Genomic DNA, 12,549 nt, shown 5'->3' with positions numbered 1-12,549 from the left:
GACATGGCAGAGCAAGACTGGGTCGCAGAACTCCGGCGATTGGCCGCTCTGGGGATGGACATCGTCCAGATCGCTGAGCACATGCGGGAGAACCACGACGAGTTCAGGCAACGGTCGATCGTCATCCTGAACCACTATCGCGTCGCGTTCGGCTTGTCGATCCCGCAGATGCAGGACATCGGCGGTTGGTATGAAGGCGGTCTCTCCGCCGAATACCTGCGCAACGAGATCCAGCTCTGAACGGCACGGCATAGCGTCGGCCCCGCCAAGGTCAGTCCTGGCGGGGCCGCGTTCTGACTGCGAGCCGGAATTCAGAAGGCCGCACCCTCCAGGAGGGTGCGGCCTTCGCCGTTGTGCCGTCCGGCCGGTCAGGGGACGATGCGCCCTGTCACCTCGCCGAAGCCGATGACCGTCCCGTCCGGGCCGGGGGCGGTCGCGGTGATGGTGACCTCGTCGCCGTCCTCCAGGAACGTACGCGTCGTGCCGTCGGGGAGCTTGACGGGGTTCTCGCCGTTCCAGGTGAGTTCGATCAGGGCGCCGCGGGTCTCGACCTCGGGGCCGCTGACCGTGCCGGAGGCGAACAGGTCGCCCGGGCGCAGGCTCGCGCCGTTGGCGGTCATGTGGGCGAGCTGCTGGGCGGCCGTCCAGTACATCGCGGCGAACGGCGGGTGCGAGACGGGGTGGCCGTTGAGGCGGACCTCCATCGCGATGTCCAGGCCCCAGGCCTCGCCCTCGCGGTCGTCGAGGTACGGGAGCGGCTCGACGTCGCGGGTCGGCGGGGTGACCCGGGCGGCCTCCAGGGCGTCCAGCGGGACGACCCAGGGTGAGACCGAGGTGGCGAAGGACTTGCCGAGGAAGGGGCCGAGCGGCACGTACTCCCAGGCCTGGATATCGCGGGCCGACCAGTCGTTGAGCAGCAGTACGCCGAACACGTGCTCGCGGAAGTCGGCCAGCGGGACGGGCTTGCCGAGCTCCGACCCGGCGCCGACCACGAAGCCGACCTCGGCCTCGATGTCGAGCCGGCGCGAGGGGCCGAAGGACGGCAGGGCCTCGCTCGGCGCCTTGCGCTGCCCCTGCGGGCGGACGACCGGGGTGCCGGAGACCACCACGGTGCCGGCCCGGCCGTGGTAACCGATCGGCAGGTGCTTCCAGTTGGGCGTCAGCGGTTCGGAGCCCGGACGGAAGATCTTGCCGAGGTTGGTCGCGTGGTGCTCGGAGGCGTAGAAGTCGACGTAGTCGGCGACCTCGAACGGCAGGTGCAGCTCGACCTCGCCGCGCGGCAGCAGGCAGGGGCTGATCGCGGCCCGGTACGACTCGTCGCCCAGCCAGGCCGTGAGCGAGGCGCGCACGGCCGTCCAGGCCGGACGGCCCGCCGCCAGCAGCGGGCCCAGCGAGTCCGCGTCGAGCAGCACCGAGGGCTCCCCGGCCGCGCGGGCGGCGGCCCCGGCGTCCAGCACGAAGTCGCCGACGGCGACGCCGATCCGGCGGCGGCCGGGCTGGTCCGGCGCGGTGAAGACGCCGTACGGCAGGTTGTGCAGGCCGAAGGGCGAGTCCTGCGCGGAGGCGAGCCAGCTGGTCAATGGTTCTCCAGGGGCGGGACCAGGCCGAGTTCGGCCAGGTCGACGAGGGGTTCGATGACGCTGCAGGTCCCGAACGCGGTGAAGGAACGCCGCAGGTCGGCGATCTGAGTGTCCGTCAGGTCACCTGCGGCGGAGGCGAGGACGGCCCCGGAGCGCTCGGCCAGCAGCTCGGCGGCCCGGTCCGGCTCCGCCGCCGCCAACAGGACGTTCAGGAAGCCGTGGTGCTCGAACCCGGTCACCGCGTCGGTGTGCCGGACGGCGTTGTGCAGCCCGGCCGTGCACTTGTACGGCAGCCCGCGCTCGGCGCAGCCGGCCAGGAAGGCGGCCAGCTCCCGCTCGGAGGGGAAGGCCTCGGCGGTGAGGCCGCCGGTGCGGTACTTGGCCCGGTACGGCGTCCCGGCGAGCGCGTCCAGCGCGTCCGGCAGGCTTGCTCCGCGCGGGATTTCGACCGTGCCCCAGACGTCCTTCGGCAGGTGCTCGTCCAGCGCCGCGACGGCGGCCCGGACGTCGGTGGCGGCCAGTTCGACCCCGGTCACCGTGAGCGCGGAGGCCGCTTCGAGCGCCGGGACGAGCTGGTCGCTGCCCCCCGGCAGCACCAGCCCGACCCGCAGGCCCGGCTCGGCCAGCCGGGCCAGTTCGCCCAGCAGGCCGGCCCCGCAGAGGAACGGCCCGACCGAATCGGCGTACGCCGCGGCGCGGTGCCCCAGGTGCGCGGGCACCGCCTCGGCGAGCGGCAGGTCCCCCGGCGGGAACACCGCCGCGTCGTCGAACAGCCCCCGGAACAGGGCGGGTACGGTCACTGCCCCGTCCTCCGCCCGCCGGACCAGGTCCAGGCGTAGCCCAGGTCCTCGCTCGCCCCGGCGCCCTCGCCGAGCTCCAGCGGGCGGAAGGTGTCCACCATGACCGCCAGCTCGTCGAAGAACTCCACGCCGATGCTGCGCTCGTACGCACCCGGCTGCGGCCCGTGGGTGTGGCCGCCGGGGTGCAGCGAGATCGAGCCCTGGGCGATGCCCGAGCCCTTGCGCGCCTCGTAGTTGCCGCCGCAGTAGAACATCACCTCGTCACTGTCCACGTTGGCGTGGTAGTACGGGACGGGGATCGACAGCGGGTGGTAGTCCACCTTGCGCGGCACGAAGTTGCAGATCACGAAGTTGTTGCCCTCGAAGACCTGGTGCACCGGCGGCGGCTGGTGGACCCGCCCGGTGATCGGCTCGTAGTCGCTGATGTTGAACGCGTACGGGTACAGGCAGCCGTCCCAGCCGACCACGTCGAACGGGTGGTGCGGCACGGTGTACCGGGTGCCGACCACGCCGGACGGTCCCCGGTGCTTGACCAGCACGTCGACGTCGGTGGCGTCCACCAGCAGCGGCCCGACCGGCCCGCGCAGGTCGCGCTCGCAGTACGGCGCGTGCTCCAGCAGCTGCCCGAAGCGCGACAGGTAGCGCTTGGGCGGCGTGATGTGGCTGTTCGCCTCGATGCAGTACGCGCGCAGCGGCTCGTCGCCGCCGGGCACCCAGCGGTGGGTGGTGGCCCGGGGGATGATCACGTAGTCGCCCTGGCCGACCTCCAGCGTGCCGAAGACCGTCTCCAGCACCCCGGAGCCCGACTCCACGTACACGCACTCGTCGCCGAGCCCGTTGCGGTAGAGCTCGCTCGGCGCGCCGGCGGCGACGTAGGAGATCCGGACGTCGCCGTTGCCCAGCAGCAGGCGGCGGCCGGTGACGGCGTCGGTGTTCTTCCACTCCTCGCCCTGGAACAGCTCGTGCAGCTTCAGGTGGCGGGGGAGCAGCGGCAGGTTCGGGACGGTCGCCTGCTCGGGCAGCTCCCACACCCGGGCGTTCACCAGCGCGGACGGAATGCCCCGGTGGTAGAGCAGCGAGGAGTCCGAGGAGAACCCCTCCTCACCCATCAACTCCTCGTAGTACAGCCCGCCTTCGGGCGTGCGGTGCTGCGTGTGCCGCTTGGGCGGTATGTCGCCCAGCTGCCGGTAGTGCGCCATGACCTGGTCTCCCTCGGGGGCTCAGAGGTTGCCGCGCTTGTCCTGCTCGCGCTCGATCGACTCGAAGAGCGCCTTGAAGTTGCCCTTGCCGAAACCGAGTGAACCATGCCGTTCGATGAACTCGAAGAAGACCGTCGGCCGGTCGCCCTGCGGCTTGGTGAAGATCTGCAGCAGGTAGCCGTCCTCGTCCCGGTCGACCAGGATGCCGCGCTTCTTGAGCTCCTCGACCGGGACGCGCACGTGCCCGATCCGGGCCCGCAGCTCCGGGTCGTCGTAGTACGAGTCGGGGGTGGTGAGGAACTCCACGCCGTTGGCGCGCAGGATGTCCACGGTGGTGAGGATGTCGTTGGTGGCGAGCGCCAGGTGCTGGCAGCCGGGGCCGCCGTAGAACTCCAGGTACTCGTCGATCTGCGACTTCTTCTTGGCGATGGCCGGCTCGTTGAGCGGGAACTTCACCCGGTGGTTGCCGCTGGCGACCACCTTGCTCATCAGCGCGGAGTAGTCGGTGGCGATGTCGTCGCCGACGAACTCGGCCAGGTTCTCGAAGCCCATGACGCGGTTGTAGAAGCCGACCCACTCGTCCATCTTGCCGAGCTCGACGTTGCCGACCGCGTGGTCCAGGGCCTGGAACAGCCGCTTGGGGTGGCCCTCGGGACGCTGCACCTTGGTCTCGGCGGCGACGTAGCCCGGCAGGTAGGGGCCGGTGTAGCGGGAGCGGTCGACCAGCGTGTGGCGGGTCTCGCCGTAGGTCGCGATGGCGGCGCGGCGGATGGTGCCGTGCTCGTCCGAGACGTCGTTCGGCTCCTCCAGGATGCGGGCGCCCTGGGCGCGGGCGTGCTCGATGCACTTGTCCACGTCCGGGACCTCAAGGGCCAGGTCGACCACGCCGTCGCCGTGCCGGCGGTGGTGGTCGAGCAGCTCGCTGTCCAGGGCGACGCCGCCCTTGATCACGAACCGGCAGGAGCCCGAGCGCAGCACGAACGCCTTGCGGTCGCGGCGGCCGGTCTCCGGGCCCGAGTAGGCCACCAGCTCCATGCCGAACACCGACTGGTAGTGGTGGGCCGCCTGGGTGGCGTTGCCGACCACGAAGACGACCGCGTCCTGGGCGATCACCGGGAAGGGGTCAGCGGCCGCGTCGTGCTCGACCAGGCCCACCAGGCGGCGCAGCTGCTCGGCGTCGAGACCGGCCTCCCGCTCCTCGGGGGTCAGTTCAATGGTGTTCGCGGTCATCGGTGGTTCCTCCACGTTGAGGCTTCCGCGCGGCACTGGGGTGGGTGTGCGCGGTTGAGGGGTGAGCTTGCTCCTGTCGGGCGGATTGGGCAACAGCTCCGGTCCTGACTGCTCAATGTGTACAAGATGAGCAGCCTGGCCCTGTTCTCACTGCTCAGATTGTCCAGTGATCGTCCCCGGCCTCCGCGAACCGGGTGAACCACCGGCCGAACCACTCCGCGGCCAGCTCGGCGACGGTCTCCAGCGCGCGGGGCTCCTCGAAGAGGTGGGTGGCGTCGGGGACGACGGCCAGACCACTCTCGCACCGCAGCAGCGCCCTGGCCTGCCGGTTCAGCTCCAGGACCGCCCGGTCGGCCCCGCCGACGATCAACAGCGTCGGGGCGCGCACTTTGGCCAGTCGCTCGCCCGCCAGATCGGGCCGCCCGCCCCGGGACACCACCGCGGCCACCCGGTCACCGTGCTCCGCCGCCGCCCACAGCGCGGCGGCGGCGCCGGTGCTCGCCCCGAAGTACCCGAACGGGAGCCCGTCGGTGCCCGGCTCGTCGGCCAGCCGGCGGGTCGCCGCGCCCAGCCGGTCGGCGAGCAGCTCGGGGTCGAAGACCTTGTGCCGGTCCGGCTCCTCGTCGGCCGTCAGCAGGTCGAGCAGCAGTGTCCCGAGACCGGCACGGTTCAGCGCGGCGGCCACTCGGCGGTTGCGCGGGCTGTGCCGGCTGCTGCCGCTGCCGTGCGCGAACAGGACCACGCCGGCCGCCCGGTGCGGGAGGGCCAGCTCGCCGGCCAGCCGCGCCCCCGGCGCCTGGATCTCCAGCTCGCGCTCCACGGCAGGGGTACCGTCCGCCGCCGCGTCCAGACAGGCGAGCACCTCCGCGTCGCCGGTCTGCCCGAAGTCGGCGTAGAACTCCCCGATGGCGTAGAACCGCGCGGGGGTGAACGGGCAGACCAGCTCGTCGGCCGTCCCCGCCATGGTGCTCCGCCAGTCGGCGGGCGCGACCGGCACCGCGAGCACCACCCGCGCGGCGCCCCTGGCCCGGACGATCCGGCAGGCCGCCTTGGCGGTCGAACCGGTGGCGAGACCGTCGTCCACCACGAGGACGGTACGGCCGCGCAGGTCGACGCCGTCGCGCCCGCGCCGGTACCGGACGGCCCGCCGCTCCAGCTCCGTCCGCTCCGTCCGCTCCACCCGGTCGAGCTGCTCCGCCGTGATCGCGGCCCCCCGGATCACCCGGTCGTTCAGCACCCGCGCCCCGCCCTCGCCGATCGCCCCCATCGCCAGCTCCGGCTGGAACGGCACCCCCAGCTTGCGGATCACACAGATGTCCAACGGCGCCCCGAGTGCCCCCGCCACCTCCGCCGCCACCGGCACCCCGCCGCGCGGCAGCCCCACCACCACCGGATCGGCCCCGCGCAGATGGGTCAGCTCGGCCGCCAGCCGACGGCCGGCCTCCGTTCGGTCGGTGTAGTTCATGGCACGGCCTCCGGGAGCTGGCCTTCCCCCGGTTCCACGGTACGTCGGGGGCGCGTGGGCAGCTGCGTGGGCTCGGGGAGCCCCGGGCGGCCTCGCTCCCGGCCCCCGCGCTACCGTCCCTGAGGTCTCGTTGCCGCCGCGGCCGCCCGCGCGTCGGGCGTGCTCTCCTGGGCCGTCCAGGCGAGCAGCAGGCGCAGGGCGTCCTCGGAGGGGCTGCCGGGTTCCGGGGCGTAGGTGATCAGTGCCTGGGTGGGGTCGTCGACGGCCCGCAGGGTCTCGTAGAACAGTTCGAGGTCGCCGACGACCGGGTGCCGGAAGCCCTTGGTCCCCGAGGCCTTGTCCTGGACCGGATGTTCGGCCCACCAGGTGCGGAACTCGGGGCTTTTGACAGCGAGTTCGCCGATCAGGGCGGTCAGCTCGGGGTCGTCGGGGTGCCGGCCCGCCTCCATGCTCAGGTAGGCGACGTTCTCACGGGCGCAGGCGTCCCAGTCGGCGTACAGCGTGCGGGAGCCGGGGGCGAGGAAGGTGATCCTGGCGATGTTGCGGGCGGCCGGCTCCGCCGTGTCGAAGTCGCCGAGCAGCGCGCTCGCCGCGCGGTTCCAGGCCAGCACCTCCATCCGCCGTCCCATCACCAGGGCGGGCAGCCCGTCGAGGGACTCCAGCAGCACCCGGAGCATCGGCCGTACGCGCTGCGGGCGCGCCGCCCGCCGCCCGGCCGGGCCGCGGGCGGCGGCCGGGCGGGCTATCCGGTGCAGGTGGCGGGTCTCGTCGGCGTCCAGCCGCAGCGCCCGGGCCAGCGCGTCCAGCACCGCCGGTGAGGCGTTGCCGACCCGCCCCTGCTCCAGGCGGGTGTAGTAGTCGACGCTGACGCCCGCCAGCTGGGCCAGCTCCTCGCGGCGCAGGCCCGCCACCCGGCGCCGCCCGCCGAAGTCGGGCAGGCCGACGTCCCGGGGCAGCAGCCGGGCGCGCCGGGAGCGCAGGAAGTCCCGCAGGGCGGTCGTCGTGGTCATGCGCCGATTGTCGCCTGTACGCCGGTGCGGAGCCTGGCCCTGGCAGGACCAGGCTCCGCACCGGCGACGTCCCGACATCCCGACGTGCTCGCCGTGCGCACGGACCGGCCGGTCTCAGGCCGCGTCCCCGCCGCGCAGGACGGCCGCGTGCTCGGCCGCGAACTCCGCGAAGGAGCGCGCGGGGCGCCCGGTGAGCTTCTCGACGTCGGGGCTCACCGCGCTCGCGTGCCCGGCGGCGTACAGGCCGTAGAGCTCGACCATGCCCTCGGCCCGCCAGGTGTCCCAGCCGGCGCCGAGCATCCCGGCCAGTGCGGCGGCGGGCTCGGCGGCCCGGTACGTCACCTCGCGGCCGACGACGGCGCCGAGCTGCCCGGCGATCTCGGCATGGGTGAGGCCGGCCGGGCCGGTCAGGGTGTGGACGGCGCCCTCGTGCCCCTGGCCGGTCAGTACCGCCACCGCCGCGTCGGCGACGTCGCGCGCGTCGACGTAGCTGACCGCGCCGGTGCCGCCCGGGGCGGTCAGCCGGCCCTCCCGGACGTCCGCCGCCATCCCGAGGAAGTTCTGGTAGAAGCCGTTCGGCGCCAGCACCGTCCACGGCAGCCCGCTGGCCAGCAGGTGCTCGTACCCGCTGACGTGCGCGGAGACGAACCGTACGCCCTCCGGCCGCTGCTCGATCCCGGCGGCGGTGTGCAGCACGATCCGCGGCCGCCCGCCGCCGCGCACCGCCGCGTCGATCACGTTGCGCTCGTGCGCGGCCATCTCGGGGTGGACCGCGACCAGCAGGTAGACCGCGTCGGCCCCGGCCAGCGCGGCGTCCAGCGAGGCCGGGTCCGCGAAGTCGGCGGCCACCGGCTGCACCCCCTCGTCCCACTCCGCCGGGACGGACCTGGTGTCGCGGACCAGCGCGCGCACGTTCTCGCCGCGCTCGCGCAGCCCACGGACGATCCTCGAACCCACGGTTCCGGTGGCACCGGTGACCACGATCACGAACGACTCCTCATCGACGGGACTCCACGGCACCGGCCTGACGGTCGGTCAGCCGCACTGCTGTGGAGCTTAGTCCGACGATCAAGGCCGGCTGCGGGCGGGGCATCCGAAGTGATGATCCGTCAGTTTGTCCTGCGGTAGCGGAAGTGCCCCCGGATGTCCCGGCAGAAGTACCGGCCGTGGCTGGGCGCGCCCATCAGTCCGTCGCGGACGCTCACCGGCACGTCGAAGTAGCGGTAGACCGCGCCGCTGGTGAATTCGACCTCCAGCTCGCGGGCGGCCTCGTCGTAGCCGACCGACCGCAGGCAGGACGACTCGACCGGTGTCCGGAGCACGGCCATCCGCGCACCACCCCCGTCGCCTCAGTGGGTGCCTGGTCCCAGTGTGCGCCGCCGGGCCCTGGAGCCGCCGTCCGGGACGCGGTGGGGACCAGGAGCGGACCTGGCGCCCGTGCGTCCGGGACGTCGGGATCGCGACTGTGGGGAGCACCGCAACACCGCAGGACAGCAACACCGCTGCACCGCAAGACAGCAGCACCGCAGGACAGCAGCACCGCAGTACGAGCCCGAAGGAGCCCGACGTGCCTGCCAACCGCATCACCCACCCCCGTGCCGCACACGGGGCCGACCACGGCCTGTTCACTCTGGGGGAGCCGGTCACCGCGTGGACGGTCAGTACCGCCCTCCCCGTCACCTACGAGGTGGCCTTCACCCCCCAGGTCCTCTCCCCGGCCAACCCCGCGCTCGCGCAGGCGGGCGGCCACCCCGGCCGGCGGCTGGTGGTGGTGGACTCCCATGTCCACGAGCTGTTCGGCGACCGGATCCACGGGTACTTCGAGGCCCGGGGGCTGGAGCACCGGATCTGTGTGCTGCCGGCGCACGAGCAGGTGAAGACCATGGACTCGGTGTTCCGGGTCGCCGAGCAGATGGACCGGTTCGGGATCTCCCGGCGCGGCGAGCCCGTCATCGCGATGGGCGGCGGCGTGCTGATGGACGTGGTCGGGCTGGCCTGCAGCCTGTACCGGCGCTCCACCCCGTTCGTCCGGGTGCCGACCACGCTGATCGGGCTGGTCGACGCGGGGGTGGGGGCGAAGACCGGCGTCAACTTCGGCCCGCACAAGAACCGGCTGGGCACCTACCACCCGGCCACCGCCACCCTGCTCGACCCGTCCTTCCTCGCCACCCTCGACCCGCGGCACCTCAGCAACGGCCTGGCGGAGATCCTCAAGATCGCCCTGATCAAGGACCGGCGCCTCTTCGACCTGCTGGAGCAGCGCGGCGAGGCACTGATCGAGCAGCGCTTCCAGGGGCCGGCCGCCGGCGGCGAGGTGCTCGTCCGGGCCGTCCACGGGATGCTCCAGGAGCTGCAGCCCAACCTCTGGGAGCACCGGCTGGAGCGGTCGATGGACTACGGCCACTCGTTCAGCCCGACCGTGGAGATGCGGGCGCTGCCCGAGCTGCTGCACGGCGAGGCGGTCTGCGTCGACATGGCCCTCACCACGGTGCTCGCCCAGCGGAGGGGACTGGTCGAACCCGGGCAGCGGGACCGGATCCTGGCGCTGATGCGCACCCTGCGGCTGCCGCTCTGGCACCCGCTGATGGAGCCGGAGACGCTCGGCGACGCGCTCACCGACACCATCCGCCACCGCGACGGCAGGCAGCGGCTCCCGCTGCCGGTCGGGATCGGCGGCGGCTGCTTCGCCGACGACCTGACGGCGGACGAACTCGGCGACTCCGCCGACGAGTTGCGGGAGCTGGCATGCGTCACGCAGTGATCGTCGCCGACAACCGGCAGCCCGCCGACGTGCACGGTGTGCACGGCACCCGGGGTCTGACCCAGTGGGCCTGCCTGGCCCGCCGGGCCGGGCTCGGGGGCGGCTGGGAGGCGGTGGAGTGGGCGTGCGTCCCGGCTGGCGGGGTCAGCGGGGAGCACCTGCACACCCGCACCGAGGAGGTCTACGTCCTGCTGGCCGGCCGGGGGGAGATCACCCTCGACGGCCGCCCCGTGCCCGTCCGGGCCGGCGACGCGGTCCTCACCGGCCTGGGCACCACCCACGGCCTGCGCAACACCGGGACCGAACCGCTCGAATGGCTGGTGATCGAGATGCCCGCCCGTACGACCGCACCGAACCCGACCCGGCCTGACCCGGCCGCCCCTGACCCGGTCGTCCCTCACCCGGCCGCGCCGGACCCGATCCTGCGGCACGCCGTGATCACCAACCTGCGGCGGGTCGGCCCCGTCGACCCCGGCGCGGTGTTCACCGGCCCGCTGCGCACCCTGGAGGTCACCCGGCTCGCCGCCCGCGAGCGGGCCGTCCTGCGGACGGACGGCGTCGAGCACACCGTCTTCGTCACCCGCGGATCCGGCCGCGCCGCGACCGGTGACGTCCGGATCCCGCTGATGCCGGGCCGGGCGCTCACCCTCCCGCTCGGCACCGGCGCGGCGCTGACCGCCGGGCTGGACGGGCTGGAGTACGTGCACGCCGTACTGGCCGTGCCGGCAGAGGAGTTGACATGATCGTCGCCGACATCGCGCACGCCGCGGTGCACCTCGGGCCCGGCACCCAGCGGATCCGCACCCGCTGCCTGGCTCGCCGGGGGATGCTGCACAGCGAGTGCGAGGCCGTCGAGCACGTCCGGCTCAGCCCGGGTGCCTGCTACGAGCTGGCCGGGCGCTCCGGCACCGAGGCCGCCTGGTACGTGCTGCGCGGACCGGTCGCCCTGCTGGACTGCCCGGAGCAGCCGCAGCGCACCTTGGACGAGGGCGACCTGCTGCTCGCCCCCGACGGCCAGGGCGTCCACCTGCACGGCGGTCCGCTCGGCGCCGAACTGCTCTGCGTGACCGTCCTGCCGACAGCGGTGAGTCGTGAACTCCCGCCCCGCCGACCGGACTTGCTCGACCACTGAGAGCCCCTGGGGCGCGGGGAGCCGCGCGGGACCGGAGGGTACGGCGTTGCCGTCCCCGGTCCCGCGCGGCTGCCCTGCGCCCCCCTCGTGGCCGGGCCGGCCCCAGGCGCATTCCGGGCCGGCCCCGGGCGGGAGACGGGGCCGGGATGGGCACCGGGCCTCAGGTGTCCGGGGCCCCGGGCCTCCCATGGTGAGGAGGTAGGAATTTCCCAGAGGAGGCCCGAGATGGCCCGCTCCACCGAACCGGTCGCACTCGACCGGGAGTTGCAGACCGGCGGCGCGAACTACCGCGTGAAGGTCCGCACCGGCGACCGCTCCTGGGACGAACTGGCCCGGGACCTGGCGGCGCTGGACGCCGACCGGTACGTCGTCATCACCGACGGGGACGTCCCGGCCGGCCTGCTCGCCCGGGTCCCGGCGCAGGTGCTGCGCATCCCCGGCACCTGCACCCTGCAGACCGTCGAGCGGCTGGCCGAGCGGATCCTGCTGGCCGGGGCGACCCGCCGCACCCTCGTCCTCGGCGTCGGCGACGACCGGACCGGAGACGTCGCCGGCCTGCTGGCCGGCCTGCTGTTCCAGGGGCTGCGCCTGGTCCACGTGCCGACCACGCTGTCGGCGATGTGCGGTCCGGCGCTCTCGCTGCGGCACGTCCTGCCCTCGGCGGTCCTCGGTACCCACCATGCGCCCGAGCTGGTCTGGGACCAGCTCGACCTGCTGCGGGACCGCCCCGCCGACGAGCTGCGCGCCGACCTCGCCCACCTGGTCAGGAGCGTCCTGGCGGTCTGCCCGGCCCAGTACGACCGGGTCGCCGCCGTGCTGAACCCCGACGCCCGCTACGGGCCGGCCGAGCTGGCCGCGTTCGTCGCGCTCTGCACCGACGCCCGGGCCGCCGTCACCGCCTACGACCCGCTGGAGCGCGGCCCCGGCCGGGTCCTGGGCTACGGGAGCACCATCGGGCGGGCGGTCCGGCTGCTCACCGGCGGCGCCCTGCGCCCGGGGTACGCCGACGGGCTCGGGATGCTCGCGGCCGCCCGGACCGCCGCCCACCTCGGCCTGCTCGACGCGGCCGGCGAGCGTGCCCACCGCGAGCTGCTGCTGCGCAGCGGCTCGCCCGTCGCGCTGCCGGCCGGGACCGACCCCGACGGGCTCCCCGCCGCCGTCCGGCTCGCCGCCGAGCGCGGCGGCGAGGCCGGGCTGGTGCTGCTGGCCGGGCTCGGCCGACCGTACGTGGCCGACGGGAGCCTGCTGACCCAGGTGGGCGAGGACACCCTGCGGGCCGGGGTGGAGGCGCTGCGGGCCGGGGGTGTCCCGTCCAGCCGTACCGGTGGCGCACCGGTCCCGGCCCGGGCGGACCGGTGAACAGGGAGCAGGA

13 protein-coding genes are annotated in these 12,549 nt (G+C 73.8%); 5 read left to right on the top strand and 8 right to left on the bottom strand.

The genetic code is table 11. The annotated features are described in order from the left end of the window. Window positions 1–3 precede the first annotated feature (3 nt). Window positions 4–240, top strand: coding sequence for a hypothetical protein (locus ABD330_RS07010; protein WP_344461896.1), 237 nt, complete (start codon window positions 4–6; stop codon window positions 238–240). A 128-nt stretch (window positions 241–368) separates the two neighbouring features. Here the strand turns inward: ABD330_RS07010 and fahA are convergent, their stop codons facing one another. The 8 genes from fahA to ABD330_RS06970 all read right to left on the bottom strand — a co-directional run bounded on the left by fahA (window position 369) and on the right by ABD330_RS06970 (window position 8,612). Continuing rightward, window positions 369–1,580, bottom strand: coding sequence for a fumarylacetoacetase (fahA, locus tag ABD330_RS07005; protein WP_344461894.1), 1,212 nt, complete (start codon window positions 1,578–1,580; stop codon window positions 369–371). Next, on the bottom strand, window positions 1,577–2,380 hold the full coding sequence (locus ABD330_RS07000) for a hypothetical protein (protein WP_344461892.1): 804 nt from the start codon (window positions 2,378–2,380) through the stop codon (window positions 1,577–1,579). Before ABD330_RS07000 ends, fahA begins: the two co-directional genes overlap by 4 nt. Beyond that, the gene (locus ABD330_RS06995) at window positions 2,377–3,579 is read right to left on the bottom strand and encodes a homogentisate 1,2-dioxygenase (protein ID WP_344461890.1); all 1,203 of its coding nucleotides are present in this window, start codon (window positions 3,577–3,579) and stop codon (window positions 2,377–2,379) included. The genes ABD330_RS07000 and ABD330_RS06995 overlap by 4 nt, the downstream gene beginning before the upstream one ends. 21 nt (window positions 3,580–3,600) lie before the next feature. Next, window positions 3,601–4,809, bottom strand: a complete 1,209-nt coding sequence (hppD, locus tag ABD330_RS06990; RefSeq protein ID WP_344461888.1) for a 4-hydroxyphenylpyruvate dioxygenase — start codon at window positions 4,807–4,809, stop codon at window positions 3,601–3,603. A gap of 154 nt (window positions 4,810–4,963) precedes the next feature. Beyond that, window positions 4,964–6,274, bottom strand: coding sequence for a phosphoribosyltransferase family protein (locus tag ABD330_RS06985; RefSeq protein WP_344461886.1), 1,311 nt, complete (start codon window positions 6,272–6,274; stop codon window positions 4,964–4,966). 110 nt (window positions 6,275–6,384) lie between these two features. Continuing rightward, window positions 6,385–7,284, bottom strand: a complete 900-nt coding sequence (locus tag ABD330_RS06980; RefSeq protein WP_344461884.1) for a helix-turn-helix transcriptional regulator — start codon at window positions 7,282–7,284, stop codon at window positions 6,385–6,387. Window positions 7,285–7,398: 114 nt separating this feature from the next. Beyond that, entirely contained in the window at window positions 7,399–8,304 is a 906-nt protein-coding gene (locus ABD330_RS06975) for an NAD(P)H-binding protein (protein WP_344461882.1), read from the bottom strand. Window positions 8,305–8,393: 89 nt separating this feature from the next. Continuing rightward, complete coding sequence (locus ABD330_RS06970; protein ID WP_344461880.1) at window positions 8,394–8,612, bottom strand: KTSC domain-containing protein; 219 nt, start codon at window positions 8,610–8,612, stop codon at window positions 8,394–8,396. A 239-nt stretch (window positions 8,613–8,851) separates the two neighbouring features. On the opposite strand from ABD330_RS06970, the gene ABD330_RS06965 reads away from it, so the two are divergent. From ABD330_RS06965 to ABD330_RS06950, 4 genes are all read left to right on the top strand, one after another. Then, window positions 8,852–10,045 carry a sedoheptulose 7-phosphate cyclase gene (locus ABD330_RS06965; RefSeq protein WP_344461878.1) on the top strand — a complete coding sequence of 398 codons (1,194 nt, stop codon included), beginning with the start codon at window positions 8,852–8,854 and terminating at the stop codon, window positions 10,043–10,045. Further along, on the top strand, window positions 10,030–10,788 hold the full coding sequence (locus tag ABD330_RS06960; RefSeq protein ID WP_344461876.1) for a cupin domain-containing protein: 759 nt from the start codon (window positions 10,030–10,032) through the stop codon (window positions 10,786–10,788). Before ABD330_RS06965 ends, ABD330_RS06960 begins: the two co-directional genes overlap by 16 nt. After that, on the top strand, window positions 10,785–11,177 hold the full coding sequence (locus ABD330_RS06955) for a pirin family protein (RefSeq protein ID WP_344461874.1): 393 nt from the start codon (window positions 10,785–10,787) through the stop codon (window positions 11,175–11,177). The genes ABD330_RS06960 and ABD330_RS06955 overlap by 4 nt, the downstream gene beginning before the upstream one ends. 225 nt (window positions 11,178–11,402) lie before the next feature. Further along, window positions 11,403–12,536, top strand: coding sequence for a 3-dehydroquinate synthase family protein (locus tag ABD330_RS06950; protein ID WP_344461872.1), 1,134 nt, complete (start codon window positions 11,403–11,405; stop codon window positions 12,534–12,536). Window positions 12,537–12,549 lie beyond the last annotated feature (13 nt).

It is taken from the genome of Kitasatospora kazusensis, from assembly GCF_039529945.1.
GTDB classification, from domain to species: domain Bacteria; phylum Actinomycetota; class Actinomycetes; order Streptomycetales; family Streptomycetaceae; genus Kitasatospora; species Kitasatospora kazusensis.
This window is presented reverse-complemented; position numbering and strand designations above follow the sequence as displayed.